Genomic DNA, 26269 nt, shown 5'->3' with positions numbered 1-26269 from the left:
CATTCATGGACTTTTTTGCAAACTTCCCGTTATGGGCGGCATTATCTGCAATTGTTTTTGCGCAAGTTATTAAAATTCCAATCCGGCTGATGGCGACAAGAGAATTCAAACCCGGTCTCGCCTTTTCAACGGGGGGTATGCCAAGCAGCCATTCCGCTGCAGTCGCTGCACTGACAACAAGTGTCGGTATTGTAGAAGGAGCGAATTCGGTTGTGTTTGCCATCGCTGCCGTATTCAGTGTGATCACCATGTTTGATGCTTCCGGTGTTCGCAGACAGGCGGGTGAGCAGGCGATTGTAATCAATCAGCTGGTCGAGGATTTCCAATACTTTATGGAAGGCGCCAAAGACTGGAATCGAAAAGAAATCTATCAAAAACGCAAAGAACTGAAGGAATTGCTCGGTCATCAGCCAATTGAAGTGTTTTTTGGCGGATTATCCGGCGTGGCCATTGCCTTTTTTCTTTATCAATTTTATTAAAAGACCGGCTTTCACTTTGTCTTTAACAAAAAGCTTTTTTCGAACTTTTCGCCTGCCCCCGTCATTGTCCGGGGGATTTAATTGGACGTTTGGAACCTTCCAATTCGACGGTTCGCCGCTTTCACACGACGCCTCGGATCATCAATCTTTTCCACAAAACAATTTGTAATCGAGAAAGCCGCTGCACTCTATTGTGAAGCGGCTTTTTACATTTTAGCTTTCATTAATCCGGTTCCGGAACACTTGCATGGACTCATTTTCGTTCAGATTGTTCAGAACTTCTTCGGTCAGCTTTCCGTCACCTTTTTCAATGATATAAACTTCAACCTCTTTCTTTCCCCATTCAGAATAGACATCTTCAACCGTTTCATAATATAAATCGATTTTGTTGCCGTTAATGGCACCGCCTTTATCCGCGACAACTCCATACCCATAATCCGGAATATACAGGACAGTTCCGATTGGAAAAACATCCAAATCCGCTGCAATCGTAGAGTACAAGTCTCGTTTAACCTTCACGCCCGAATACGTCACACCATATTCCGGATGATCCGGGGTTTTACCTGTCGATTCCACTCCGGCGGTATAACCTGTTGCCATAACAGTCGCACTCGGATATTGTTCTGTATTCACATACTCTTCCAATGTTTCAGGTCCTTCAATACGCTCACTCGAAATATATCTTTCCGCCTGCTCTTCTACATTTAATCCTTTTTTTTCTAAAGTAACCTCTTTATGTTCAGCTTGATCGGCAGACGTGACGACTGATGCTGACTTTTCCTCAGCAACCCAAGCCTTCACATCCGTCACCGTAACATTTGAAATCGATGAAAATGTTACGAATAATGTCCCTAAAAGTAACAGAGACACCGCAAATCTTCTAAATAACGGAATTCTATTCAATGATAACACCTTTCCGGCAGTATTTTAATTTTACTGGTACAATCAGAAAAGTTATTCTGACAGACGTTCACCCTGAAATAACTGCCTATTTGAACAGTGTTACCAAAATGCCAATTTATATACGACTAAATTCTAAAAATTACATAAGATTATACAACAGGCAATACAATTTATGGCTAATTGCGTAATGTGAAACTTTATTCAGTGGTATCCGTTGCAATGTCTCCCGAGACCCACGTCCTGCAGGCCTGAACAAAATTGTACATATAGAGATAATTGGCTGCCGTTCTTTGCCGGATTACTGTCCCTTACATGCGGTATAAAAATACTTAATATTTTGTGATATAATAAAGCAAATATTTACATATCCAAAAAAGGGGCATCTTACATGGATACTTTCCAAAGACTTACACAGGCAAAAGAAACAGTTAACCGAACGATTATCGGGCAAAAAGACGCCATCGACTTAGTATTCGTTGCTCTCATTGCCGGCGGACATGTCATACTGGAAAGTGTCCCGGGCTCAGGAAAAACAAAAATAGCGAAAACTTTCGCCAAGGTCATAGATGGTCAATTCAGCCGTATCCAATTTACACCTGATGTTCTTCCCAGTGACGTTACCGGTATCAGATTCTTTAACCCGAAAACACAGGACTTTGAACTGTTAAGAGGTCCCGTTGAGACAAACATTTTACTGGCTGACGAGATTAATCGTGCAACACCGCGGACACAATCCAGCCTGCTGGAAGTAATGGAAGAGCAGCAAACAACAATTGATGGGACAACGGTCAAAATCCCTTCACCGTTTTTTGTTATAGCAACCCAAAATCCAATTGAATCAAGCCAGGGGACCTTTCCACTCCCTGAAGCACAATTGGACCGTTTCCTGATGAAAATAACAATGAATTATCCGACGCTCGAACAAGAAAAAGAAATTTTACTGAATCAGCGCACCAATGATCCATTTGATGAGATACTGCCCCTTTTATCGGCGGATGCCATTAATTCCCTGCAACAGCAAGTGCGGCAAGTGAATCTATCGGACATAGTCCTGGATTATTTGCTTCAGCTTGTTCGTCAAACACGGAAGCACCAGGCGATTGAACTTGGTGTGGGTTCACGTGCTGCCCTGGCATTGATGCGTGCAGGCCAGGCTCATGCATTCATGAATGGACGTGATTTTGTCAAACCACATGACATCAAGGTGATTGCTCGCTTTGTTTTTGAACATCGCATCATACTGACCATGGACAGCTCGATTCGCCGTGATAAGTCCGAAGTCGTCAGAGAAGTGATTGAATCTGTCGAAGTGCCCGTGGAAGCGGGGTCAATGCGATAATGCAATGGAAAAAAGATTTAACCACAAATAAAAAGTTTGAGCACGATATTATTCTGGCTCTGACCATTTTGCTGCTAGTTGTAAGCATCTATCTTGACCGGCGACTTGCGTTTATGTTCATTGGAATTATAAGTGTCTATCTGATTGGGCTGAAGTTATATAATCGGCAGATCGCCCAAAAACTAACCATGGATATGCTTGACCAGTCCTTCAGAGCATTTCCGGGTGAATCGATAGAGTTGAACCTGACGATAAAAAACAATTCATTAATTCCATATATTAATGGCTTCCTGTTGTTCTCAACAAAAGGCCATGTCTTAAATAACGACTATTTACATACCACACGGCAAGGCTACAATGAATATCGTGTCCCTGTTTCAATCTCAGGCAAAAGTAAAGTGTCTATAAGTATTCCGTTGAAGGCTATTAAACGGGGAGCTGGACGAATTAAACATATCCGATTGACATTTCCACACTTGTTGAACTTTGAATATTTTACACTTACATACACAGAACCTCTACACCATGAACTAATCGTTTATCCGAATTATCAGCCAATAAAATTCATTAAAGACATCCGAAACCAGTACCTCGGTCAGGATATAACAACACTTTCACAATTTGAAGATATACTGCAGCCAATGGGAACAAGGGATTATACAACGTCTGATCCCTTCCACCGGATTCACTGGAAAGCAAGCGCTAAAATGCAAAAACTGCAGACGAAAACATACGAACGCAATCATCACATGGTTTGGACAATTCTTGTAAACATTTCGGAAAAAAGCCCATTGGGGAACTTATACACCAGCCCGATGCTGGAGGAGATCCTCTCCAAAACAGCGTATATATGCAACATCCTTATCCAAAGAGGCTACGAAGTCGAAATTTATGTGAATGAATATGGTTCCGTTCATTTACCCGGCGGTCGCGATATCAATCATTTAAAACGCCTATTGAATCTTATAACTCGCATTGGAACGGAGTATATGATTCAACCAATTCAAAACGTCCTTTACCAGTTGCACCAATCACACATACAACCACGTATGATTATTTTGATTGGTGAATTCGATGAAACCAATTATGATATTATAAATAAATTAACGAGCAAGGGCCACCGTTTATATCATATATCCGACTCTCACATAGACCCGTTTATAAAAGGAAAAGATATGTATGGCTAACCTTCGTATCGTTATATATAGTCAGTTATTCTCTGAATCAATCCTGTTTTATTTTTTCCTCATACCGATTTTTGCAGTCAGCCAGAAGCCTATTCCGTTTTGGAGCTATTTGCTTATAACAGGCCTTTGCATCATTCTGTTTGATTTAAGTTTACGAATCAGCAAAAACTATGCTGTTTATATACCCGTCATTTTATTAATATTCTGCTTGATGTATTATATACTTCACTATCCACTTGTTGTCGTACTGCTGTGGATTATATTTATAACATGGCGGCATAATAAAGGGCCGTCTGATAACCAGATGACAGTTCTAGTGTTAACAATGCTCATGCTTTTCATCGGAATTATATTTTTTAATTATTCAAATCTGGTCTGGATGGCCATTTTTCAAATATTGATAACTGGAGGCGGGTACTGGGGGCATTTAATGACAGAAACCGAAATACCCAATAAGCCAATGAGAACAAGCTTGACGCTAGGAGTTTTTCTCTTATTACTTCTAGCCGGTGCGGCACTGATATATGGTTTCTATCCTTTCGTCACCAGGCTGATAGGTATTACTTTTTCAGGTATTGGTGCATTGTTTGAATACACAGTACTGGGCATTGCCGGTACTGCTGATAAGTTAGGTGTGGACTTCCGTTTTTTACAGGATATGGTGGACGATGAAACGATTAAACAAGCCGCAACCAAATTTGGTGAAAATATGGATGAACTGAGTGAACAGACTGACAAGACCAGCTCCTATAATGGCGGCATTGATATGATTAATTGGTGGACAATCTTACTGGTTGTAATGGCAATTATTGCAGTGACAATATTTCTTTACCGGAAAAAATTTGCGGGAAATAACACTGTAGAGAAGCATGGCAGCAATGACTCACCTATTTCCACTTCCCCCATCGAATCAGCACCAAAAGGGAGCCAGCTTTTCCGAGATAGGGCTTTATTCACCCGGCCGAACGATCCGATTAGAAAAAAAGTTCTCAAGTTTGAACAACAGGCTCATCGTAAACGATTAGGCAGAAACCCGTCAGAAACGATTGAAGAATGGTTTGACCGATTGAATTTAAATCCTGCTCATCTTGATTTATATCAAAAGGTAAGATACGGAGAAAAAAATTTAACAAAGGATGAACGTAAGACGATTCATAATCTGCTTGACTACCTCATATCAAAATATCAATAAAGTGAATCTTCAATCAGTGGGGGTTCTTTCTTCCCCACTGATTGTTAGATGAACAGAATCGGATATTTACTGGCAGTTGATCCCCCACCTAAGCTTCATCGTATACCCGAACATTCGAGGTGGGGGGCTTACTCCCAGTTACATGCGGGATAAAAAAGGCGTTAACCTGCTGCATGCAGGTTAACGCCTTTTTTCCAACCAGCTAAAACATCTGATACCCGTTTTTACGCAAAAATTTGATCACAAATCCGGAAACAATGGTGCCAATAAAGCCTGCACCCAAGATGCTTATATCAGCAATGGTTATTTCTGTCAATCTGGAGAAAGCTGTGCTGAAAGCCTCTCCCGGACCAGTAAAATAATTTGCTGTTGATATATTGTCCACAATCATTAAAACAATTATCGGATAAATTACCGCCATAAGCCAGGTGCTGCGCAAAAGCATGTTTAAAATAAATGCCAGTCCAAAAAATATGACAAAAAACAACAATATGGAAACGACAAACTGTATCAACGCTGTATCTCCCTTCACCAATGCATACAGCAATCATTTTATAATAACTTCAGTGAATCTTCAATCAGGGGGAATCTTCTCTCATCCCCCACTGCTTGTTAAATGAAATAGAAAGAAAGCAAACTCACACAACACGGTCTAGTAAAAAATATTAAATTTCCCTTTGCGCATCAAAAGGCCCCAACCGCCTAATTTAAACAGATAGCGATTTTCAATTATTTTTTTCATGATTACCGCTTTCCAACCAAACAATTTCCTGTTATTAAAAACGTCACCGATCGCGTCGTTGTTGCCGAGCGATGCAACCGTTCCAAGCATATGCGGTTCAAATTCAGTCAGTTCTCCTGTTCCCTGTACAAGTGCCGTAATATTGCGGGCAGCCGTGTCGGATTGCTGAACGGCGATTTGCGCTGTTGGCGGATAAGGTGTATTCGTTGCTCTATCCATTATCAATGCACAATCACCGATTGCAAATATATCATCGTATCCGGGTGCACGCAGGTCAGGGCAAACATCAATTTTGCCTTGATTATGATCAAATCCGGATTCTTCTACAATGGAATTAGCACGCACGCCTGCAGTCCAAATTGTTGTATATGTGGGTATTGACACTTCTTTGCCGTCTTTTTCATATACAATACGATCAGGTTCACACTTCTTAAAATCCGCTCCAGTAATAAATTCAACCCCGCGTGATTCAAGTGACGACATCGCATATTCGGCCAGTTGCGAGTCAAACCCCGGCAAAACAGTCGTTTCTCTTTCAATATTGATAAGCCGCACCATTGATTTGTTAATATCGTATTCTTCACATAGCTCTGGAATCCGGTTGGCCAATTCACCCAGAAATTCAACACCGGTAAATCCCCCGCCTCCGACAACGATATTGAGTCTGCCCAGGTTCTTGCAATTTTCATGATGATACATGGCAAAGTTGTATTTAAGATGTTCCCTGATCAGCCTTGCGCTATCAATATCTCCAATCGTAAATGCATTTTCCTTTAACCCGGGTATGCCAAACGTTTCTGCTTCAAACCCTAAACCGATAACAAGTATATCGTAGTTCAAATCACCGTTTTCCAGTTTAACCTTCTTTTTATCAGGTTTTATTGAGACGACAGTATCCAAAATAAACTGCACTTTGTCTGTATTTATAACATCATTGATTGGAATCCTCGTACGGTCATGATGCAGCGTACCGGCCGCATTTTCATGCAGCCAGGTAGTCTGATAGTGATAATCATATTTATTAACAAGCGTGATGGCCGCTTCATTTACGTTGAGCATTTTCTGCAGCTTAAGTGCCGTCATGATTCCTCCATAACCGGCACCTAAAATGACAATATCCGGTTTCTTCATCATATAACCACTTCCCCTATCACTTCCCTCTTTACAAGGTTCTATCTCTCTATATTAAACTTAACCAGAACTTTATATTTTTGTAACATAGTTGTAATCCAATCCATATCTTATTCGTTTTCAAGCGATGTTTCAAGGTATATGATTACTTTCAGAAAAGTTTGTTTCACTTAATCTTTTAATTAGATTCGAACACAGTGAACTGCATAAATACACAAATCTTATCGGTTTGTGGTACGATGGGAATGGTGTATTTTAAAACTAATCAATGGGGGGACTTCCATGACAGATAAAGTTTTCGACGTGACCATTATTGGAGCGGGTCCCACTGGCTTATTCACTGCATTTTACGGCGGTATGCGTCAGGCAAGCGTTAAAATAATGGAAAGCTTACCTCATACTGGAGGGCAGCTGACAGCCCTGTATCCAGAGAAATATATATATGATGTTGCCGGTTTCCCGAAAGTTCGGGCTCAGGATTTAGTGGACAACCTGGAAGAGCAAGCGCAGATGTTTGATCCGACGGTTGTTTTGGGTCAATCAGTCGAACAAGTGGAACGCCTTGAGGATGATATATTAAAATTAACCTCCAATACCGGTGAGGAACATTTTACAAGAACTATCATCATTACAGCAGGCAACGGAGCATTTCAGCCACGGCGTTTGAACGTCGATGGGTGTGATCAATATGAAGGCGTGAATTTGCATTACCATGTACAAGATTTGAATGCTTACCAGGGACAGCACGTCATGCTTCTGGGCGGCGGTGATTCAGCAGTGGACTGGGCATTAATGCTTGAACCGATTGCCGAAAAGGTAACACTGGTACACCGCCGGGATAAATTCAGGGCACATGAGCACAGTGTCGAACAATTGACAAATTCAAGCGTTGATGTGGTAACGCCTTATATCCCGGCTGCAATCAACGGTAACGGGAAAATCGAAACAGTGACATTAAACGAAGCTAAAGGTGATTCAATTAAGGAAGTCAAAGTTGATTCAGTTCTTTGCAATTACGGCTTTGTTTCGACACTCGGTTCGATCAAAAATTGGGGGCTTGACATCGATAAAAACAGTATTGTGGTCAATTCACGCATGGAAACGAATATCCCCGGTATATACGCTGCAGGCGATATTACAACCTATCCCGGGAAAGTCAATTTGATTGTCACAGGATTCGGGGAAGGACCAACAGCTATTAACAATGCTAAACAATATATCGACCCGAAAGCACGTGTCCAGCCAAAACACTCAACTGCGATGTTCTAAAGCGTTTTAATTGCTAAAAAAGCCAGAATCCCTTTATGAAGGGGCTCTGGCTTTTTCTGTGACATATATAACTGACAGTAACGCCCATATTAAGGGAGTTGCTGTCGGTCTATGTTAGCTACACTTCAACTAGCATTTTTCCGGTGCTCCCACACGGCGGTCCGTTCTGAATGACGATCCGCAGCCGCATGAAACGATGGCATTCGGATTATCGATACTGAAACCCCCGCCCATCATGTTTTGTTTAAAATCAATCGTTGTACCTTCAATAATCGGTGCGTCCTGCTTGTTGATAACTACCGGAATGCCATTTATGTCTTCAACCATATCCAATTCGTCATTAACATCGTGATCAAATCCAAGCGAATAGGAAAGTCCGCTGCAGCCGCCGCCCTGAATACCGAAACGCAGGCGGGCGCCGGTTTCCTCTTCCTTCATCATCTCTTGTACCTGTCCAGCCGCAGTATCCGTAATTGAAAAAACCATATATGTGTCCTCCTCTATTAAAGATGAGAAATAAGATGTTACTCTTCAGTATACAAACTATCAGCCTGCAATTCAATGATTATAATTTGTGAAGAACATGCACCATTCGTTTACTTTTGAAGAACGGCTCCATTTTTGTCCAACTCTTTGTAAATCGTTTTCAACTTAGGAATCCCTTCAGCAACGATTTTTTCGTTCACAAGCACTAGTGGATAAAAGAATTCATCATCCAAAATACGCTCTGACAGCTGCCGATGTTTTTCATCATCCGGCGGCTGTTCAATGTCGATATAGTTGTAAGAAATTTCATCATCAATATATTTTCTGCCGATTGCTGCCTGCAGCCATTCATAAGTGTCCTTGGAGCCCGGTGCCCCCACACAGCTTGCACAAATCTGTTCTGCCCCATAAACTGTTATCAGGATATTTTTATCCATATAGGGTCCCTCCTACATCATATGATTAATTTCATTTTACAAAAAGCATAAAAAAAGATAAAATAAAATCAACTAAGGATGAATTAATTAGCTTTTTTCAAAATTTGAGTTTATAATAGTACCAATGAAAGGAGAAGATGGATAATGCAAGAGCAAGTGCAGGAAGTATTAACCAAACTTCGCCCGTTCTTATTACGTGATGGCGGTGACGTCGAGTTGATAGATGTAGATGACGATGGCATTGTACTTATTCGTCTCATGGGTGCTTGCGGAAACTGCCCGAGTTCCACGATCACATTGAAAGCAGGGATCGAACGTGCATTGAGATCTGAAGTTCCCGGTGTTAGTGAGATTGAACAGGTATTTTAATAACATATTCCAAAAAGGCAGGCGCATTTGCGTCTGCCTTTTTTTAACGGACCGGGGTGATAGCCTCTTGACCATTTAATACGGCCTTCAGGTTATCAAGGCACAGTTCAATCATTTTCGTCCGTGTGTCTGTACTTGCCGATCCGATGTGCGGCAGACAGACAACGTTGTCCAGTCCGGTAAGCGGATGTTCCGGTGAAATCGGTTCATTTGCAAATACATCAAGCCCGGCACCTTGAATTTCATTGGACTTCAAGGCTTCAAGCAGTGCATTTTCATCGACAACACCGCCACGGGAGGCATTGACAAAGATTGCCGAGGACTTCATGTTTCCAAACGCCTCCTGGTTAAACATCTTGTCAGTTTGTTCATTCAGCGGAACAAGCGAAATGACAAAATCCGCTTCCTCCAACAGCTCAGTAAATCCCCGATGAGCTACTCCCAGTTCCTGTTCGGCTTGTTCTTTTCTTGTGCGGGTATGATACAAAATGGACATACCGAATCCTTTCGCACGTCTTGCAACCGCTTCTCCAATTCTGCCCATACCGACAATACCGATCGTTTTATCATGAATATCAGATCCTGCCAGTAAATAGGGTGTCCAATATTCCCATTTCCCGTCACGGATATAATCTGATGCCTCCACAATCCGGCGGGCTGCTGCCATCATAAGAGCAAACGTCAAATCAGCTGTCGTCTCCGTCAGCACATCAGGTGTATTGGTGACAATCACCCCATGTTCGTTAGCCGCTTGGATATCAATATTGTCATAGCCGACTGCCATATTCGCGACAACTTTTAAATTACCGGCAGCAGCAAGAAATTCATGATCGATCTTTTCGCTCAGCAAACAAAACACACCATCAACCGAAGCAATCTCGCGCAGCAGAACATCCCGCGGAACAGGCTCATTCTCTTTTTCCCACATTCGAAAGTCAAATGCATCCCGGTATGGCTGCAAAATGACTTCAGGGATTTTTCGGGTAATGTAAATAACAGGTTTCATTCATTCAACACTCCAATCAATACGTAGCCTTTTATATGATCCAGCTTCAGCGGGAAAAAGCACCCTCTGAATGAATTATCACTTTACAGCCAGTGTAACACAGGAATTTGCAATTCTTCACAATTAACTCCTGCATTCTCAAAAAATTGCCGCATCCTTTTTTCATAAACAGACTGCCTATCCAGCATATCGCTTAATTCAGTGTAAAGCGTTCCATGCTGTCTGGTTAAAAACCCGCGCCCAATAATATCAAACAAATGAATTGGGTATAAAAGCCGCGCGTACAATAGCCGCCAGCCAAAAATGGATAACGGGACCACTTTCTGGTAGTTATCCAAAAAGACACGTATCTCATCTGCGGGATTCTCTTTTTCCAATAGTTTATAACGAATATATTCAGCCAGATCACGGGTGGGGTGGTCGTATGCAAGGTCGGTCATCCAAAGAAACGGCTGGTTAAGCTGTCCATCATATCGGCTAAAAACAATCGTTCCCTGATCTGCTTCATGAAACCTTCTATCCGACTCGCTTTCCTGCATGTATTGGATCGCATTTTCGCTCAATCCTGACACATACGGCAGAGAATCCATCAAAAGACGGTAATAAGCATTGGGTGTATCTCTGGCCTCCCATTCTACCTTCTCTTCAAATGCCGTCAATTTATCAATCCACAAACCCTTCCATTGACCATAACTCGAAATGGTCTGTGGTTCATATGGATACATTGATCCAACCGCATGTAGTGCTGCCAGTTCTTCCCCATGCACAATTGGTTTGACGGTCGAAGTATTTTCGGCACGCAATACCATATAGTAGCTTTCAAGATATGGCGTATACCATTCGCCTTGACTGTTTGGCAGCGGTATTGTCATTTGACTGTAATTGTTCTCATATAAAAAATAAGCTAAAGCCGCTTGTTCCATATGTATAATTTCCTTCTGATCGCAAGACATGATAAAATAAATATACTTATCATCTTTATGCCCTTCAATACCGTTCCATATCATTTTATCCCAAGGCTGGATGCCATAATAGGCTTCAAGAAAGTCTCTCAACATGATCTCCCCTTTTTTGGCTTCTGTTTCACTATATGTATGAAAGCAGATGATCTTAACAATTTTTTAGAAAAGGTGATTATAATGGATAACAATTCGAATCGATCTAAATTGGAAGTTGTAGCACGGGAATGGCTGCAGGACCGCGGGGTTACTGTACATGACATTGCCGATCTTGTTTACTATTTGCAGTCCAAATACCATGAAGATTTAAGCATGGATAAATGTGAGTATAACGTGAATCAGGTCCTGACAAAGCGTGAGGTGCAGAACGCGATTCTAACCGGTATTCAATTGGATAAGCTGGCTGAACAAAAGCAGCTTGACGCACCACTGCAAAAAACAATCGAAATTGATGAAAGTCTGTATGGTATTGACGAGATTATTGCGTTTTCGATTGTCAATGTGTACGGTTCAATCGGGTTTACCAACTATGGCTATATTGACAAGCAAAAGCCGGGAATTCTAAAACATTTGAATGACAAATCGACCGGCGAATGTCACACGTTTCTCGATGACATTGTCGGTGCCATTGCCGCAGCTGCCTCAAGCCGGCTTGCCCATGCTGCTGCAGACGATGAATTATTTGACGACTAAAAAACTGCTCCGTCTTGGAGCAGTTTTTTAAATAGGGCTCTTTTCGTAAATTTTGTTGTTCATTAATCTCGCAGTTGATATAAAATACGACACAGTGAAAATTCGCAGTGAGATCTCCTCTCATTCTGATTAATGTTAAGTGCTTATAGCCGCTCCGGAAATACACGCCGCGCACCTTAGGGCGGCTGGTGAGCCTCCTCGGGGTAAGCACTAAGGGGTCTCACCGATACCTTTTCTCCCGCAGGAGTCGCCGTGTATTTCCTCCGCTGGTGTCGCGCTTTATAATCTTATTGTTTTGGTGCTTAACTAAACCTCACTTGTGAATGTTGATTGGAGTGGAAGGCAGTCGACTCCTGCGGGAAAACGGGCAGCTGAGACCTGAGCAGGAAGCGGTTTTCTTCCGAGGAGGCTGAAGCGTTGCCCTAAGGTGCGCGACTGCCTGGAACGGAAATCAACATAGCACTTACGTCGCAGTTTGTGGATTTTGTATCATAAACAATAATCTTTTAGAAAGCAGCCTTAAATATAGTGCAGCCATTCGTTTAAATTTTGAACATGAAAAGTCGGTTTCTTGTCAAAATCCGGATAAGCTGTGTAAGGCGTGACACCGGTAAATACCATCAATGTATCAATACGGCGTTTATTCCGGCAACAATATCCGTATGGTAGTTATCACCGACAACCAGTGTTGCTTCTCGAGCAGCCCCAAGTTCTTCCAGCGCCTGCTCCATAATAATTGGCTCAGGCTTGCCGATAAATATTGGCTTTTGACCGGTACTGACTGTTACGACCGATGTAAGTGCTCCATTGCCGGGTTCGAGTCCCCGCCCAGTCGGAATTGCCGTATCAGCGTTGGTTGAAATAAAAACGGAGCCATCCCGAACATTGCGGCAAGCAGTTGATAATTTTTCATAATTAATTTCACGGTCGATCCCAAATACGACAAAATCACATAGCGTATCAGTGATTGTAAGACCTTCGCGTTCCAATGCGTCATACAGTCCCTCTTCACCAATCACAAAACAGCGGGCATTATTTTTCATCTGCGAGATGTATTTGGCCGTTGCCATGCTTGAGGTGAAAACATGTTCAGGCGTTGCATGGATATTCATTTGCTGCAATTTATCCGAGACTTGAGCTTGAGTTTTGGAGGAATTGTTGGTTAAAAATAAGTACGGTATTCCTTTGGCTTTCAATGTATCAATAAATTCAGCAGCAAATTCAATCGGTTCATCGCCGCGATACATCGTTCCATCCAAATCAATTAAATATGCGCCGTAACGTTTCATATATTTCTGTCACCTCACTTCTGCAGTCCACTTGCAATAGTTATACAGGAATGCGATTTGACTTCACACTCTGCAAAAACATCCTCATTTAATAATAGCCATCAGTTATTCCTTTACTCCAACAGTATATTGATCGGTTTTCCTGAACGGGGTCGCTGCTCAATCGTTGGTAAATGCATTCGCAACCCCCAGCTCATTATCCATATATTTTCTGATATGTGAACTGAACTGATTCAGCTGGTCATGACATGATTGAAGCGTTTCTGCCAGAGTCTTATGATCAACCTGCATGTAGTTTTTGACCACCATTTTTCGCAATTGAATAATTGACTTGTAGCCGGCTTCATCATCTTCAGGCAGAACATTTTCATCGACTAGTATATCGATAATATCATCAAAACTGCCGGGATCGCGCATGATAAAGCCATCGATCATCATATTCCCGACATCGAGTATGCTTTCAATCACGATATGTACAGTCCGTTCCAGATACAATTTATCTGCAAACGTATCAAATGAATGCTTACTGACTTCATCCAGCAGCATATCCATATATTGTAATGTTTCTTCAATTTGTTTTCGATCAACGAAATACATCTAAAAATCCCTCCATCTGTTTCTATATACATCATACCATATACTTGGGTTATGGAGACATGAGTCTGACACTCTGTCCCGGGATGAGAAAACATGATATAGTGAAGGAAAACATTTAATCAAGGGGGCTAATTGTGGAAAATAAATTTGATTATCTGATAGACGAGACTGTGACAAAAGAAGTCAGGTACATCAGTTTCATGAGCAACCTGAGACGCTATGATTTTGCGTTTATGAAAAGTAAAGACAACCCGGACAAATATATCGTCATTCATTTACAGGAAAACCGCTTTGCTGTTCTGGGGAAAAAAGATTTGTCGGAAAAAGGGCATATTGAGCATGTTTTTCATCAATCCGAAATGGAAGCTGATGAAATACGGGCATTTTTAAGGGAAGTTTTATAAAAAAACCCGGGAAGATGCTAATTGGCATCTTCCCCGTCTTCCGTATAGAAATGACTTATCATGCTTTAATTATTCGTCTCATTTTCAAAAGCCATAATTCTCCCATACAGTCGACCAGCTGTATTCAGTAGGTGCAAATTTAACTTCAACGTAATGATTCGTCAGGTCTTCCTGGTCTGATGGCTTCTCCAACTGAGTACGATGGTAAAGAGCCAAAATAAAAGCAAGGTAATTTTTCATTTTCAATTGATATTCCTCCTAGCATTTTTCACGATAGTCACCGGCTCTTGAGGATCTGTCATTCCGGATTGCGATGACGAAAATTATACTGGTAATAAGCCACCTGCTCCTCAGTTGTAAAGGAGTATTGACCCCAAATATTTGCACTGTCATTCGTCTCTTCCGTTGTAATCATTTGCATATCACCTGGCTCCAGCTCTATTATTTGAGAATCTATAATTCTTAACACTTCTTTATTATCATTAAGTGCGCGTATTTTGACTTGTATTTCTTTAGGTTGATCCAGATTATTACGCACATAAAACACATTATTGTATTCGTGATCACATCCCCTTCTTCTTAAGCAGTCATCTTCCGAAAGAACCTGTACCAGCGAAATATCTTCAGTCTCAGACGAATCTTCCATTTCACTCACAGCATTATTCAAATTTACTGTATAAGCGATTTTTTGCCCGATAGGCATAAACCACAATAGAAAGACCAATAAAGCACCACCAATAGCACCGGAAATGATCCATACGACTTTCGGATTATGAAGGGCTTTCGACAAATTTTTCCGGCGGGAAATTATGGTAGCAACGACATTAATGATGGCCATAATTCCCCATAGAACGCCAACCACAATCAGCCCCGTTATAATTGAAAACCTATTTTGGAAAAATGGCAGATTGAAAGACAAGCTTAAATAGCTATTAACCACTGCACTAATCGCTGTTAAAAGTATAAAAAGCAACAGCGGTCCTTTCCAATTGCTTTTTTCCCGTTTGCCATTTCTGACATCAATCATGGACCATAACGCCCAGATAAATGGAATACAGAAAATTATCGCCACAATAGCTACATACACCAAAAGATTATACCTCCCTTAATATCCAATTTCATTATTATTCATTCGATTCCTCACTCTTTTTATCTATCATGTCAATTGTTTTTTGGCTCTCCGCATCAACTTTTTTCCGCAATTCCTCACGTTTATTGTCATTGAAATCTGATAGTTTGTCTTGTCGCTCTTCAATCCGCTCTTTTAGTTTGGAGGCCGTTTCCTCATTGATCTTTTCAGATTCCTGAAGCTGTTCAAAGCCATCCATAAACGAGTTGTTTTCATCAGCTATGACATCACCAAATTCAGAAGCAATGGCATCAACCTCATCCTTTTTATGGATCGCATCCCATCTGATATCAGTCGCTTCCATTGCACTCCACATGTTCATTTCTGCGGTTTCCAATGCTTTGCTGATATTATTTTCAGCAGCTTCGAGTAAGTCTTCGCCTGAATCAACATTTGTGAATTCACCGCCGCCTGCTTCAGCAACCTCCCGTAATTGCTGTTGTGCCTCATTCCCAACGTCGAATCCGATAATATTCACGGCGGTTGCTATATCGGAGTCATGCAGCTGTTCCGCTGCTTCAACCGGATCACCACCACATGTTTCTTCGCCATCACTGATGATATAGACGATACTCTCAGTATTATCGCCTGATTGTTCTCTCAGGTCTTTTTCAGCTGCTTTGATCGAGGCTGCCAACGGTGTCCAGCCAGCCGGTTCAAATTCGGAAAGTGCGTTATCAAATTTTTCACTGTCATATGTATTCAAAGGGTAAACAACTTCCGAACTGTTGCAGGACATTTCTTTATCAGCATCACTGCCGGTTCCTTTATGGCCATAAACACGAAGCATCATTTGAGCATCTTCGGGTAAATCAGACACAAATTGTTTCAATGCATCCTTGGCAGCTGTCATTTTCATTTCACTATTAACATATGCACCCATACTGCCACTCGCATCCATCAACAGTGCTACATGCTGCGTTTTCCTCTCTTGCTTCTCCTGGGCGTCATCACTATTCTCACTCTTCGGGGCGCCGTCAACGTTGAAAGTTGGATCAAATTCTTCATACTTTTTGAGTGTAGATTCATAATCCGCGGCCATCAGGTAGGTTAAGTAATTGTACGCTTCGTCAACATCCAAATCATCCGGCAATTGTCCCAATTCCTGTTCCAATTCTTCAGCATCGGCCTCGCCCGTTGTGGACAGTTTACCCGGCCCCTCTTCAAGCATCCCTTCCGCATCAGCGGCAGCCTCAGGGATATCCATTTCTTCTTCTTCAGAGGATGTCTTGCCCTTTTCTTTTCCACCTTCACCCGAAGTATTATCGCTGGAACATCCAGTCACAACAAGCGTGACAACAAATATCCCTAAGAAAAACAATAAAATACGTTTCATGGCACACAGCCTCCATTTATCTATTTTTCTGGTACGTGCTGAATTTTCACTTTGACTACAATTAATCAGCTCCACTTTAAACAAAAGATATCTGGTTTATTAATTATTTGTGTTTTCATCGTACTTTTCCGTTATTTGTTTTTTAGCTTCTTCAAAATTCTTTTCATTTATGTTGTTTAGATCTTCTTGAAGCGTATTTGTATATTTATCTATTTGATTATTTCTTTCATCCGATTTTGCTGAGATATAATCATGAGCATCCTCAGAAATATAACCTGCTTCTTCCAGCCTTGATAACGCGCGACTAATGTTGTAACTTTCATCAACATTATTTCCATTCCAATCATTCATGAATCCCAGTATATCTGTGTCCTGCTGATAATATTGTGAAGAAGCTTCATAGCCAGCGTTCGTTTTCCACTGTTCCCATTTATCCGCAATATTTTTCGCCTTTTCCAACTGTTCCTTGAGCTGTTCCTGATTTTGAATGGTCGTGAATACGCCCTCAATTTTCTCCGATATTTCTTGAAGTTGTTGTTGCCCTTCACTTTCGACATTAAAGCCTAGAACATTCACGATTGGATTAATATCGGAATCTGCGAGATTTTGAGCTACCTTAACTGGATCGCCTCCACACGTAGCAACACCATCACTTACAAGATAAATAATATTTGTGCTATTCTTTGCAGGATACTCAGACAGATCTTCCTTGGCTTTCTTCAATGCTAGAGCTATCGGCGTCCATCCTGCCGGCTGAAATTTGTTCAGAGCTTTATCAAATTGGTTCGCATCATAGTTTTGGAGCTCATAAACCAAGTCAGAACTGTTGCAAGAAAGTTCCTTATCACTATCTGAACCTGTTCCTTTATGACCATATACTCTGAGTCCTACGTTAGCTCCTTCAGGCAATGACGAAGCAAATGACTCGATCGATTCTTTAGCCGCTTCCATCTTGGGCTTTCCGTCCACCATTCCCGCCATGCTGCCGCTCGCATCCAGAATGATTTCCACATTCAAATTTTGCTTGAATTGGAAACGTTCATCCTCAATTTCCGGACTTCCAAAACGCGAATATTTCAGTTCTTCAATCATATTATTAGGTTCGGGATAGTCCTTATGGAACAGGTACATCAATTTTCTCCAATAGGCATCCATCTTTTCCTCAGAAGCCCCTTCTTTCAATTTAGGAAGTTGTTCGAAGACCTTCATCGCCTTCTTTGTATCCTCTTCCCTGGTATTCGTGTTCGTTAAATTTAGATTGGCAAGTTGACCGCTTGACTGAGTAGCAATATCTGCGATCGTTTTTGGTAATTCCGGTGTGGAAAGAAGATCATCCCAGCCAGCATCAGTCTCCTCCTGATTAGTATTGTTTGAGTCGGTATTTTTGGCTTCTTTTGTTTCCGAATCTTTAGCACCGCTGGATTCTTGTATACTTTCAGAAGAGCAGGCAACCATTATACCCAGCAGTGTTATAAAAACTATCATAAAGAACAACTTTTTGAACATATTTATCACTCCTTCTTTAACAGCATTTTTGCCCTAATGGCAGGCTTATCCCGACTACTAGAGCTGTTAACGAAAAATCTGAAATAAAATCAAGATCCTATTTTATTATCTAGGTCCCTGTCGCAGCCGCTCCAATAATAATGACGCCTATTGTCTTTATCAGATCCTGACCCCAACCTGAAATGGATGTACCGACGTCTGTTCTTTTTTCATTGTTAATAAAAGATTTATTATTATTCAAAACCAACCACCTCCGAAAACTTGCATAAAGACTAAAATCCCGTACGTCATTTAGTCCATCCTACTGCTCTTGATTTCTCTTATCTATTTCTTCCTTTAAGGCCTCAGCGTATCTGTCAGCCATGTCGTATAGATCAGCTTGCAGTTGTTCAATCAAATCATCCATCATATCATACCAGTCGGATCTTTTTTGATCCAATATTTGATGCACTTCTTCACTTATATGATTATTTTCAAGCAGAACGCCTAAAATATCTTCCATAATATAGTTCTGACTTCGGAGTGAACTGCGAAAATCATTTTTAAGCCAGGTGACATCACCTCTAAGTTCACTGTGCTGATAGTTGACATCCACTTTCGCATCATCTTTCCAGGCTCTCCATTGATCTGCCAATTGTTCAGCTCTTTCCAATTCACTTTGAAGTTCGCTTTGGTCACTTGCAAAAGAATAGGAACCTGCTGATGCTTCCGCAACTTCTTTTAGTTGTGCTGCACCTTCTTGATTCACATTAAATCCAATTATATTTACAATTGGGTTAATCTCTGAATCTGGAAGAGTGTTTGCAACATCCACTGGATTTTGTCCACAAGTTCCAACCCCATCACTTAAAAGAAATATGATATTCGTATTGTTTTCTGCGGGATACTCTTGTAAATCCCCTTTAGCTTCCTGCAATGCGAGCGCAATCGGCGTCCATCCGGCAGGTGAAAATTCATTCAATGCCTGGTTAAAATTTTCCTCTTCGTAATTACTGATGTTATATACCATCTCGGTGCTGTTGCAGGACAATTCTTTATCACTGTCTGATCCCGTTCCTTTATGACCATAGACTCTTAAGCCGACTTTGGCATTTTCCGGAAGCCCACTGACAAATTCGGTTACCGTTTCTTTCGCTATCTCCATTTTGGATTTGCCATTTACGTTGGCAGCCATACTGCCACTCGCATCCAATATAATCTCAACATTAAAGCTTTCCTTGAATTGATATCGAGGATCTTCTATGTCAGGACTGCCATAGCCCATGGCCTTTATCCTCGCTTTTAACTTTCTCACATCCGGATAGTCAGCGTAAGTAATAGATACCAGATTATTCCAAAAGGCATTAATTTTTTCCGTATTCGTTTCATCTTTGACTTCAGGAAGCTCTAATATCGCATTCATCCAGTCACCTCTATTTTCCAAGTCACCAGTGCCATAGTCTACATCTGACAATTCCCCCGCAGGATGGTTATCAATTTCTTCTGCACTGTCAGGTGGCGCCGATGCAGTTAGTTGCTCTTCCCAAGTTTCCTTACTTTCGGATGCTTCACCTTCTGTCGTTGCATTTTCTTCAGTAGTTTGCTCCTTATCATTTTCATTGCCTGGATTATTTTCACCCTCATCTGATGAACAGCTAAATAAAAATATTAAAAACAGGAAAGAAATTATAATAAGTATTTTTTGTAAATGAATAATATCGCCCCTTTGTAGAAAGTTAGATAGGTTGGGATAAAATCAGACCTTAAGTTGATATATAGTGAGCCTCCTCTTGCTGGATGCACTGCGGGAGCTCACAGTGCCTATACTGTCACATGAATCTATGCTTATTCCCAGAGCTAAAGCAATTTATTGTTCATCTAAAGAATAAATATCATATCCCAACTTCGAGTTTAATTAACCTCCACGATCTATCATACCCTCAATTTCATCCAGATTACTTCCAATCATTCCGTAATACGGCCCTCTTTGTCACCTAACTTTCCATCTCCCAACAAAATAGTTTTATGTAGAGAAAAATGGAGTACTTTAGCACCATACTCCATTCCAATAACCTATTTATCAAATGGATACGTTACAAATTTTTTAATCTTTTTGCGTAACCCTGTTATCCTACTAACCTTTCAAACTAATCTCTGCATTTCCATACTGTTTTTCTCCACAATTGGATGCTCTTCACGAGGAAGATAAAGTTGGAACAATGAAAAAAAGGAATTCATTCGGCTTTATGGATAAATCTGTCATAAGCGTTATCCTGTGCAGACTCTTATTGGAAGATAACTTCGAACTGAAAGTAAGCGTCAAATAAAATACACATAGGATTAAAAGGGTATCATGCGATAATCTTCTTAGAAATTAATTCGGGAGGTTATGCGATGACCCTAAAAGACAAACGAATAGAATGGAAAGCGCGCTATGATGCCTGGAAAGAAAGCGGACAAAGTGTAGCTGAATGGTGTCGTACTCAGGAAATCAAAGTCCACCAAATATATTATTGGGTACAGCGATTCGAGAATAACGAGGTTTCTCCGGAACCGGAGCCAACACAATGGCTCGCTGTCCAAGTAGACGATGAAACCATAGCTTCTGAAGGAAAAGGACCCATCTTTATTCACTTTGACGCCATCTCCGTCGAAGTACGGCCAGGCGCCAATGTTGGCCTACTGTCTGATATCATCCATGTCCTGCAAAACCAATGCTGACGAATTTTCAATTCGAGCGCGTGTACTTGGCACGCGGCAACACAGATCTTCGCAAATCCATCGATGGGTTGGCGGTCATTGTAAAAGAATGCTTTGATCTTGATCCCTTTTCCCCTTGTCTGTTCGTGTTCTGTAATCGTAAACGTGATAAGCTGAAGATTCTCCAATGGGAGCACAATGGCTTTTGGCTCCATTACCGCAGACTGGAAAGAGGGACATTCCATTGGCCATCCGAGAAGGAAACGGCACCCATGAATATCAGCCCACGCCAACTTCGTTGGCTGTTAGATGGTTTGCCAATTGAACAGAAGCAGGCACACCGGGAAGTGAAAGCACGTACCATTCTATAAAAAATTGAAATATGGAAATACGGGAATTCGACTGGGCAAGTCGGATTCTTTATCATATACTTATTTTATGGGAAAAACAGCGCATACATCAAACAAATCAATTGAATATTATAAAGCGCAAAATGAAAAGCTTGAGATGGAAAACGAGGCGTTAGAGACGAAATTAAAATGGTACGAAGAACAATTTCGGCTAAGCCAACAACGCAGGTTCGGCTCCTCCAGTGAGAAGACTGATGAAGACCAGCTCTCCCTTTTCAATGAGGCCGAAGTTACAACTGACACGACTGTTGAAGAACCAACTGTCGAAACGATTACATATAAACGCAAGAAACAGCGCGGTCAGCGTGAACAAAAGCTGGAAAACCTGCCTACGGAAACGGTTAAGTACCGTTTATCCGATGAGGAACAGGCCTGTTCGTGCTGCGGCGGAGAGCTACACGATATGAGCACGGAAGTGCGTAAAGAATTAAAGGTTATTCCTGCGCAAGTGAAAGTCGTGGAGCACGTACGCCACGTATATGGCTGTCGCCATTGTGAACGCCATGAAATTGAAACGCCTATCGTGACAGCGAAGATGCCGGAGCCGGTATTTCCAGGCAGCCTGGCCTCTCCGTCCGCAATGGCCTATACTATGACACAAAAGTATGTGGAAAGCATGCCACTGTATCGGCAAGAGAAACACTTAGAACGCTTCGGTGTGTCTATTCCACGCCAGACACTGGCCAATTGGACGATATACGGTGCCAATACCTGGCTTGAGTTGATTTACAATGAAATGCACGCACGACTATTGGAGCTAGATGCATTGCATGCGGATGAGACGCCATTACAAGTTTTATCCGAGCCGGAACGGCCCGCAACATCGAAATCCTACATATGGCTGTATCGTTCTGGACAAGCTGATGTGCCAATTGTCCTGTACGATTATCAGCAAACCCGGGCTGCCAAACATCCACGCCGATTTCTGGAAGGCTTTCAGGGATATTTACATGTAGACGGGTATTCCGGCTATAACGCTCTCCCTAACGTCACTTTAGTCGGTTGTTGGGCGCATGCGCGCCGTTATTTCACGGAGGCGCTCAAGGCACTTCCGGAATCCGCGGCCACTACGTCCGTGAAGGCTAAAGAAGGCTTGGCCTTCTGTAATAAGCTTTTTGATATTGAACGTGATTTAAAGGACAAAAGTCCACAAGAACGCTATGAAAAGCGTTTAGAGCGCAGCCAGCCCGTGCTGGAGGCTTTTTTAGCATGGCTTCAAGAACAGACGCCACGCGTATTGCCGAAAAGCGCCTTTGGCAAGGCAATCAAATATTGTCGTAAACAATGGGAACGTTTAGAGGTATTCTTAGAGGATGGCCGATTGGATATCGATAACAATCGAGCAGAGCGATCCATTAAGCCTTTTGTGCTTGGAAGGAAAAATTGGCTTTTTAGCAATACCGCAAAGGGAGCAAGATCCAGTGCGATTATCTATAGTCTTGTGGAGACGGCCAAGGAAAATGGACTGAATCCATTCAACTACCTTAGCTACCTGTTTGAAGAGCTTCCCAATATGGATACAACAGATAAAGTCCAATTGGCTCAGCTTCTGCCGTGGTCCACGACACTTCCTGAGGAATGTCGCGTTCCTAATAAATCTAAATAAAGCATACACCAAACCCCGCCTGCATTAATAGGTGGGGTTTATTTGACGCTTACAACTGAAAGATGCTCATATGCCTGCAAGCTATTTCTCTTATTTACTTAAAAATTGGAGGGAGATAAGTATTTTATCTCCCCCCTAAGCTTTAACTAGCATTTTTTTCTTCTTTCTCACGAATCACTCGCAAATGATTTATTCGTCCTAAAGGAAGTCCTACACCAACCACTATGGCTGTTATAGGAAAGCTTCCAGTCCCTGCCAGCCATTCGGTTACAGTCACTGGCACATATATTGCATAGATGAAAATCATCAAAATCAGGTAAAATCTTCTCCAGCGCTTTTCGGATTTAGACATCTTATCCTCTCCCTTCAAAAATATTCGTTAACCTTCAGCGTCCAGTTGAAGGTTATGTTCTTCCGCCAAGCTTTCCATTTTCTGGTCTGCCTTTTGTGCTTTCTCACCAGCTTCCACAAATTTTTCATCGGCTTCCATGATTATTTCGTTCGCTTCTTCTTCACTAATTGACTCTTTGACCATCTTTTCCAGGACATCGAACTTCATTTGAAATGCTTCATACCATGTTTCCACTTGATCAGCCCGCATAGAATGATACTCTTTCACGGTCTCTGACTCAGGGTCCTGTGAATCAATGTAGTCTTTTATTTCATTTACGATTGGCAACAATTCATTTTTTTGTACATCATATGCTTCTTCAAAAGATGCCGAGCTGGATGATTTTTCATTAAGCGTGTTAATGTCGATTAATTTACTGTTCACATTTTCAACGTAGCCATTGTGATAGTCCACCAGCTCTTCTGCTTCTGCTGAAGAACAAGCAGCAAGAACCAATAACACATTCAAGCACACAAACAGCTTTAGTCTGACTTTCATTAAATCAATCCTTATCAATATTTAATTAAGTGGAGTTACAGAATCGCCATCCCAAACAATATCTAAAAAATCAATTTTGGGCCCTGCAGATTCCTGATAAACATTCTCCTGAATCCCTTCCATAAACCCGTCATATGAAACTGATTCAAGTTTGTTGGCAGCGCGCACATAAAAACGATCATCTTTAATACTTAATTCGGCACCTTCTAACACACCATCATTTGCGATGATTGCACTTTTTGTTTTATTAATAACCTTTGTTTCGATATCTTCATCTCCCAACAGGTCAATTAACTTGTTTCTCACTTCGTCTTTATTCAGCTCTTCTGTTAAAACTTGGTCGAACGCTTCCAGTTCAATCTCATTCACTGTCCAGTCCGCATAGTTGCCTGTGCCCGATAGTTCAGAGGTCCTGTCATCGACCATTTCTTCAATATCCTCGAAGAATGCCTGAAGTGCGCCTTCCAACGTTTCATCCTCGTATTCATACACTACACGGCGAACTTCTTCATACAGAACACTTGATGCAGCCATGCTTGCCTGTTGCGCAGTAGTACCGGACTGTTCCTTTGTAGCCAAAGCCCCGCCCAGATTCACAACAAAAATTAACAAAATCATAATAATGCTTAACATCCCAAGTACAAATAGGGCAATATTACCGTCCTCATTTTGTAATCGTTTCTTCAGCATCATTCAATCACCCTGCTGCTGGCTGTTGCTGAATATGGGATGGAAGGAATTGTATACCCGAATAATTCACTTGGTAAAAATACCATACGTATGTTAACACGTGCTTCAGCAGTAAATTCTTTACTTCCTAAATTGGACCCTGAAACGCCCTGACTTTGCAGATAATTACCCGTGGTCGAAAGAATGCTATCAGCCGCAGAACTTGCTTCGCCAGCATTTTGGGTTATCGAATACACTTTTGCGTATTCATTCGCCGCAGATTGCGTGACCAGGACACCATTAATCCCGACAATAAATTGCCAGATAATCATGAGTAACAGCAGAGCTAAGGGCAGGATCCCTATAAATTCAATTGTGGCTGAGCCCTCTTCATTTTTAAGCCTTCTTTTCAATAGATTCATAGAGTGACACTCCTGGATTTTTATAAACTAATTCTATAGTTTGTAATAACGATTTATTAAATTATATTAGTTTGGAACTTTATGACATAAAATTCTTTTTCTAAGTTTATGCGTTCCTTAAATCTTTTTTTAGTCTCTCATTATCATTCTCCTGGATTTCAAGATAATATGGTTTAACTTTATGATAGTACTCTCGCTCGCTTAAACCTTCCAAGCCATCAACATAACTGACTTTAGAGATTTCTGATCTTAGTTTATTTTTACTGTCGGCAAATTCTTTAGCGTAACGCTCAATTTCCGAATCAGATAATTCAGTTACAGAAGCATTTTCTTTCACGTTCTTTTCCATAAAAGCAAAATTGTCTGTCATATTAAATGAAATATTCAACTGTTTGAACTGAATGTAATCCAGTTTGAGCAATAAATCCTGAAGATATTCGATATCCGCTATCGTATATTTTTTGCCTTCCGCATTCTTTTTTTCTACGAAGTCTTGATAATCTTCCATCAAGTCAACATGCCTATCCTGAAGTTCCAAAAGAGAATGGATTGCTTCAACACATGTGTGATAATTCATTCTTTCTGGTTCTGATAACCCGGATATTTGTGTAACGCGGTCCAAAAATGATTGCATTTTATGGTACGCTCGCATATTGATGTTTTTTCTTTCACTTCCATTATTTCGAATGCTGGATAGATAGTTGTACAGACTTAGTATCCATTTATGTGCTATATGATACTGCTCCGTTTGGGTGTCAGAAGCTGTTGAAATAATAGCCATTCCACCTCTTCCAGCTATTTTCTTTTTATAGTTAACTAAATAAAAGTCTTTGCCATCTAAGTGCAAATGGTGATCAGCAATTTTATATGTTTCCAGAAACTTTTTATATTTTTTGGCTTCTTCTTGCAATGATTGATTGGTATTTGCCAATTTAGACATCCTTCCCTCTCTCAATCTAGAAAACCAGAGTGCCACGATATTTGAAAATATGGAGGCACTCAAGTCAGGGATTCACCAAGACATTAAACAAAATGATTAGAATTTAAATGCTCCGAACTATCTCTTTTTTTATTGAGCTTTTGTATAATTTGATTCTATCAATTTAAACACACACTATTTTTTACTAATATTCAATGCGTA

The 26269-nt window shown here is 41.1% G+C and carries 30 protein-coding genes and 1 pseudogene; 11 read left to right on the top strand and 20 right to left on the bottom strand.

Annotated features, from left to right (window positions below; translation table 11 throughout):
- Positions 1-5: 5 nt before the first annotated feature.
- Positions 6-479, top strand: coding sequence for a divergent PAP2 family protein (locus AOX59_RS00555; RefSeq protein ID WP_068440316.1), 474 nt, complete (start codon positions 6-8; stop codon positions 477-479).
- Between the two features lie 213 nt (positions 480-692).
- Here AOX59_RS00555 and AOX59_RS00550 read toward each other — a convergent pair whose 3' ends face one another.
- Positions 693-1349, bottom strand: a complete 657-nt coding sequence (locus AOX59_RS00550; protein ID WP_082684071.1) for a 3D domain-containing protein — start codon at positions 1347-1349, stop codon at positions 693-695.
- 421 nt (positions 1350-1770) lie between these two features.
- Between AOX59_RS00550 and AOX59_RS00545 the strand changes: the two genes are divergently transcribed.
- Genes AOX59_RS00545 through AOX59_RS00535 form a run of 3 tightly spaced genes read left to right on the top strand, consistent with a single transcriptional unit; the run spans position 1771 to position 5100 of the window.
- On the top strand, positions 1771-2721 hold the full coding sequence (locus AOX59_RS00545) for an AAA family ATPase (RefSeq protein ID WP_068440310.1): 951 nt from the start codon (positions 1771-1773) through the stop codon (positions 2719-2721).
- On the top strand, positions 2721-3908 hold the full coding sequence (locus AOX59_RS00540; protein ID WP_068440307.1) for a DUF58 domain-containing protein: 1188 nt from the start codon (positions 2721-2723) through the stop codon (positions 3906-3908). The genes AOX59_RS00545 and AOX59_RS00540 overlap by 1 nt, the downstream gene beginning before the upstream one ends.
- Positions 3901-5100: a DUF4129 domain-containing protein gene (locus tag AOX59_RS00535; RefSeq protein ID WP_068440304.1), complete on the top strand. Its 1200-nt coding sequence runs from the start codon at positions 3901-3903 to the stop codon at positions 5098-5100. The genes AOX59_RS00540 and AOX59_RS00535 overlap by 8 nt, the downstream gene beginning before the upstream one ends.
- Before the next feature lie 202 nt (positions 5101-5302).
- Here the strand turns inward: AOX59_RS00535 and AOX59_RS00530 are convergent, their stop codons facing one another.
- Positions 5303-5614 carry a YuiB family protein gene (locus AOX59_RS00530; RefSeq protein ID WP_068440301.1) on the bottom strand — a complete coding sequence of 104 codons (312 nt, stop codon included), beginning with the start codon at positions 5612-5614 and terminating at the stop codon, positions 5303-5305.
- 138 nt (positions 5615-5752) lie between these two features.
- Positions 5753-6973, bottom strand: coding sequence for an NAD(P)/FAD-dependent oxidoreductase (locus AOX59_RS00525; protein WP_068448055.1), 1221 nt, complete (start codon positions 6971-6973; stop codon positions 5753-5755).
- A 282-nt stretch (positions 6974-7255) separates the two neighbouring features.
- Here AOX59_RS00525 and AOX59_RS00520 point away from each other — a divergent pair, with 282 nt between their 5' ends.
- Positions 7256-8242, top strand: a complete 987-nt coding sequence (locus AOX59_RS00520) for an NAD(P)/FAD-dependent oxidoreductase (RefSeq protein WP_068440298.1) — start codon at positions 7256-7258, stop codon at positions 8240-8242.
- A gap of 129 nt (positions 8243-8371) precedes the next feature.
- Here AOX59_RS00520 and AOX59_RS00515 read toward each other — a convergent pair whose 3' ends face one another.
- Together AOX59_RS00515 and AOX59_RS00510 are read right to left on the bottom strand one after the other, a co-directional pair.
- On the bottom strand, positions 8372-8728 hold the full coding sequence (locus AOX59_RS00515; protein ID WP_068440295.1) for a HesB/IscA family protein: 357 nt from the start codon (positions 8726-8728) through the stop codon (positions 8372-8374).
- Positions 8729-8838: 110 nt separating this feature from the next.
- Positions 8839-9165 (bottom strand): YuzD family protein, encoded by a 327-nt coding sequence (locus AOX59_RS00510; RefSeq protein ID WP_068440291.1) that lies wholly within the window; start codon positions 9163-9165, stop codon positions 8839-8841.
- A gap of 144 nt (positions 9166-9309) precedes the next feature.
- Here AOX59_RS00510 and AOX59_RS00505 point away from each other — a divergent pair, with 144 nt between their 5' ends.
- Positions 9310-9534, top strand: a complete 225-nt coding sequence (locus AOX59_RS00505) for a NifU family protein (protein ID WP_068440289.1) — start codon at positions 9310-9312, stop codon at positions 9532-9534.
- A gap of 43 nt (positions 9535-9577) precedes the next feature.
- On the opposite strand, the gene AOX59_RS00500 is transcribed toward AOX59_RS00505, so the two are convergent.
- Positions 9578-10540: a 2-hydroxyacid dehydrogenase gene (locus AOX59_RS00500; protein WP_068440286.1), complete on the bottom strand. Its 963-nt coding sequence runs from the start codon at positions 10538-10540 to the stop codon at positions 9578-9580.
- Between the two features lie 83 nt (positions 10541-10623).
- Positions 10624-11598, bottom strand: a complete 975-nt coding sequence (locus AOX59_RS00495) for a protein kinase family protein (RefSeq protein ID WP_237049336.1) — start codon at positions 11596-11598, stop codon at positions 10624-10626.
- An 81-nt stretch (positions 11599-11679) separates the two neighbouring features.
- Here AOX59_RS00495 and AOX59_RS00490 point away from each other — a divergent pair, with 81 nt between their 5' ends.
- Positions 11680-12192: a phosphatidylglycerophosphatase A family protein gene (locus AOX59_RS00490; protein WP_068440280.1), complete on the top strand. Its 513-nt coding sequence runs from the start codon at positions 11680-11682 to the stop codon at positions 12190-12192.
- 519 nt (positions 12193-12711) lie between these two features.
- Here the strand turns inward: AOX59_RS00490 and AOX59_RS00485 are convergent.
- Together AOX59_RS00485 and AOX59_RS00480 are read right to left on the bottom strand one after the other, a co-directional pair.
- Positions 12712-13481, bottom strand: a pseudogene (locus tag AOX59_RS00485) (TIGR01457 family HAD-type hydrolase).
- Positions 13482-13640: 159 nt separating this feature from the next.
- Entirely contained in the window at positions 13641-14078 is a 438-nt protein-coding gene (locus AOX59_RS00480) for a DUF86 domain-containing protein (protein WP_068440278.1), read from the bottom strand.
- 134 nt (positions 14079-14212) lie between these two features.
- Here AOX59_RS00480 and AOX59_RS00475 point away from each other — a divergent pair, with 134 nt between their 5' ends.
- Positions 14213-14482 carry an SAV0927 family protein gene (locus tag AOX59_RS00475; RefSeq protein WP_068440273.1) on the top strand — a complete coding sequence of 90 codons (270 nt, stop codon included), beginning with the start codon at positions 14213-14215 and terminating at the stop codon, positions 14480-14482.
- 84 nt (positions 14483-14566) lie between these two features.
- On the opposite strand, the gene AOX59_RS19415 is transcribed toward AOX59_RS00475, so the two are convergent.
- From AOX59_RS19415 to AOX59_RS00455, 6 genes are all read right to left on the bottom strand, one after another.
- Positions 14567-14728, bottom strand: coding sequence for a hypothetical protein (locus tag AOX59_RS19415; RefSeq protein WP_156418607.1), 162 nt, complete (start codon positions 14726-14728; stop codon positions 14567-14569).
- Positions 14729-14780: 52 nt separating this feature from the next.
- Positions 14781-15572, bottom strand: a complete 792-nt coding sequence (locus tag AOX59_RS00470; RefSeq protein ID WP_068440270.1) for an MFS transporter — start codon at positions 15570-15572, stop codon at positions 14781-14783.
- A gap of 34 nt (positions 15573-15606) precedes the next feature.
- A complete protein-coding gene (locus tag AOX59_RS00465; RefSeq protein WP_068440267.1) occupies positions 15607-16947 on the bottom strand; it encodes a vWA domain-containing protein in 1341 nt (446 codons plus the stop codon).
- Between the two features lie 99 nt (positions 16948-17046).
- Positions 17047-18453, bottom strand: a complete 1407-nt coding sequence (locus tag AOX59_RS00460) for a VWA domain-containing protein (protein WP_068440266.1) — start codon at positions 18451-18453, stop codon at positions 17047-17049.
- Positions 18454-18562: 109 nt separating this feature from the next.
- On the bottom strand, positions 18563-18694 hold the full coding sequence (locus AOX59_RS20420) for a hypothetical protein (RefSeq protein WP_257720696.1): 132 nt from the start codon (positions 18692-18694) through the stop codon (positions 18563-18565).
- Positions 18695-18754: 60 nt separating this feature from the next.
- Positions 18755-19906: a VWA domain-containing protein gene (locus tag AOX59_RS00455; RefSeq protein ID WP_156418606.1), complete on the bottom strand. Its 1152-nt coding sequence runs from the start codon at positions 19904-19906 to the stop codon at positions 18755-18757.
- Between the two features lie 920 nt (positions 19907-20826).
- On the opposite strand from AOX59_RS00455, the gene tnpA reads away from it, so the two are divergent.
- From tnpA to tnpC, 3 genes are all read left to right on the top strand, one after another.
- A complete protein-coding gene (tnpA, locus tag AOX59_RS00450; protein WP_068440256.1) occupies positions 20827-21153 on the top strand; it encodes an IS66 family insertion sequence element accessory protein TnpA in 327 nt (108 codons plus the stop codon).
- Positions 21147-21503 carry an IS66 family insertion sequence element accessory protein TnpB gene (gene tnpB / locus AOX59_RS19025; protein WP_082684070.1) on the top strand — a complete coding sequence of 119 codons (357 nt, stop codon included), beginning with the start codon at positions 21147-21149 and terminating at the stop codon, positions 21501-21503. Before tnpA ends, tnpB begins: the two co-directional genes overlap by 7 nt.
- 67 nt (positions 21504-21570) lie before the next feature.
- Positions 21571-23148, top strand: coding sequence for an IS66 family transposase (gene tnpC / locus AOX59_RS00445; RefSeq protein ID WP_068448053.1), 1578 nt, complete (start codon positions 21571-21573; stop codon positions 23146-23148).
- A 142-nt stretch (positions 23149-23290) separates the two neighbouring features.
- On the opposite strand, the gene AOX59_RS00440 is transcribed toward tnpC, so the two are convergent.
- The 5 genes from AOX59_RS00440 to AOX59_RS00420 all read right to left on the bottom strand — a co-directional run bounded on the left by AOX59_RS00440 (position 23291) and on the right by AOX59_RS00420 (position 26068).
- The gene (locus AOX59_RS00440) at positions 23291-23500 is read right to left on the bottom strand and encodes a hypothetical protein (RefSeq protein ID WP_068440238.1); all 210 of its coding nucleotides are present in this window, start codon (positions 23498-23500) and stop codon (positions 23291-23293) included.
- A gap of 27 nt (positions 23501-23527) precedes the next feature.
- The gene (locus AOX59_RS00435) at positions 23528-24037 is read right to left on the bottom strand and encodes a hypothetical protein (protein ID WP_068440235.1); all 510 of its coding nucleotides are present in this window, start codon (positions 24035-24037) and stop codon (positions 23528-23530) included.
- A 21-nt stretch (positions 24038-24058) separates the two neighbouring features.
- A complete protein-coding gene (locus tag AOX59_RS00430) occupies positions 24059-24730 on the bottom strand; it encodes a Tad domain-containing protein (RefSeq protein WP_068440232.1) in 672 nt (223 codons plus the stop codon).
- A complete protein-coding gene (locus AOX59_RS00425) occupies positions 24727-25128 on the bottom strand; it encodes a TadE/TadG family type IV pilus assembly protein (protein ID WP_068440229.1) in 402 nt (133 codons plus the stop codon). The genes AOX59_RS00430 and AOX59_RS00425 overlap by 4 nt, the downstream gene beginning before the upstream one ends.
- 106 nt (positions 25129-25234) lie before the next feature.
- On the bottom strand, positions 25235-26068 hold the full coding sequence (locus AOX59_RS00420; RefSeq protein ID WP_169792841.1) for a hypothetical protein: 834 nt from the start codon (positions 26066-26068) through the stop codon (positions 25235-25237).
- Positions 26069-26269: the final 201 nt, after the last annotated feature.

This window comes from Lentibacillus amyloliquefaciens (genome assembly GCF_001307805.1).
Classification (GTDB): domain Bacteria; phylum Bacillota; class Bacilli; order Bacillales; family Amphibacillaceae; genus Lentibacillus; species Lentibacillus amyloliquefaciens.
The sequence above is the reverse complement of the archived record's forward strand: the minus strand, read 5'-3'. Positions and strand labels throughout refer to the sequence as shown.

Excerpts from the sequence above, each read along its gene's own strand:
- AOX59_RS00555 (WP_068440316.1), top strand. The coding sequence starts at position 6 with ATGGACTTTTTTGCAAACTTCCCGTTATGGGCGGCATTATCTGCAATT.
- AOX59_RS00545 (WP_068440310.1), top strand. The coding sequence starts at position 1,771 with ATGGATACTTTCCAAAGACTTACACAGGCAAAAGAAACAGTTAACCGA.
- AOX59_RS00540 (WP_068440307.1), top strand. The coding sequence starts at position 2,721 with ATGCAATGGAAAAAAGATTTAACCACAAATAAAAAGTTTGAGCACGAT.
- AOX59_RS00535 (WP_068440304.1), top strand. The coding sequence starts at position 3,901 with ATGGCTAACCTTCGTATCGTTATATATAGTCAGTTATTCTCTGAATCA.
- AOX59_RS00525 (WP_068448055.1), bottom strand. The coding sequence starts at position 6,973 with ATGAAGAAACCGGATATTGTCATTTTAGGTGCCGGTTATGGAGGAATC.
- AOX59_RS00520 (WP_068440298.1), top strand. The coding sequence starts at position 7,256 with ATGACAGATAAAGTTTTCGACGTGACCATTATTGGAGCGGGTCCCACT.
- AOX59_RS00515 (WP_068440295.1), bottom strand. The coding sequence starts at position 8,728 with ATGGTTTTTTCAATTACGGATACTGCGGCTGGACAGGTACAAGAGATG.
- AOX59_RS00510 (WP_068440291.1), bottom strand. The coding sequence starts at position 9,165 with ATGGATAAAAATATCCTGATAACAGTTTATGGGGCAGAACAGATTTGT.
- AOX59_RS00505 (WP_068440289.1), top strand. The coding sequence starts at position 9,310 with ATGCAAGAGCAAGTGCAGGAAGTATTAACCAAACTTCGCCCGTTCTTA.
- AOX59_RS00500 (WP_068440286.1), bottom strand. The coding sequence starts at position 10,540 with ATGAAACCTGTTATTTACATTACCCGAAAAATCCCTGAAGTCATTTTG.
- AOX59_RS00495 (WP_237049336.1), bottom strand. The coding sequence starts at position 11,598 with ATGTTGAGAGACTTTCTTGAAGCCTATTATGGCATCCAGCCTTGGGAT.
- AOX59_RS00490 (WP_068440280.1), top strand. The coding sequence starts at position 11,680 with ATGGATAACAATTCGAATCGATCTAAATTGGAAGTTGTAGCACGGGAA.
- AOX59_RS00480 (WP_068440278.1), bottom strand. The coding sequence starts at position 14,078 with ATGTATTTCGTTGATCGAAAACAAATTGAAGAAACATTACAATATATG.
- AOX59_RS00465 (WP_068440267.1), bottom strand. The coding sequence starts at position 16,947 with ATGAAACGTATTTTATTGTTTTTCTTAGGGATATTTGTTGTCACGCTT.
- AOX59_RS00460 (WP_068440266.1), bottom strand. The coding sequence starts at position 18,453 with ATGTTCAAAAAGTTGTTCTTTATGATAGTTTTTATAACACTGCTGGGT.
- tnpA (WP_068440256.1), top strand. The coding sequence starts at position 20,827 with ATGACCCTAAAAGACAAACGAATAGAATGGAAAGCGCGCTATGATGCC.
- tnpB (WP_082684070.1), top strand. The coding sequence starts at position 21,147 with ATGCTGACGAATTTTCAATTCGAGCGCGTGTACTTGGCACGCGGCAAC.
- tnpC (WP_068448053.1), top strand. The coding sequence starts at position 21,571 with ATGGGAAAAACAGCGCATACATCAAACAAATCAATTGAATATTATAAA.
- AOX59_RS00440 (WP_068440238.1), bottom strand. The coding sequence starts at position 23,500 with ATGTCTAAATCCGAAAAGCGCTGGAGAAGATTTTACCTGATTTTGATG.
- AOX59_RS00435 (WP_068440235.1), bottom strand. The coding sequence starts at position 24,037 with ATGAAAGTCAGACTAAAGCTGTTTGTGTGCTTGAATGTGTTATTGGTT.
- AOX59_RS00430 (WP_068440232.1), bottom strand. The coding sequence starts at position 24,730 with ATGATGCTGAAGAAACGATTACAAAATGAGGACGGTAATATTGCCCTA.
- AOX59_RS00425 (WP_068440229.1), bottom strand. The coding sequence starts at position 25,128 with ATGAATCTATTGAAAAGAAGGCTTAAAAATGAAGAGGGCTCAGCCACA.
- AOX59_RS00420 (WP_169792841.1), bottom strand. The coding sequence starts at position 26,068 with ATGTCTAAATTGGCAAATACCAATCAATCATTGCAAGAAGAAGCCAAA.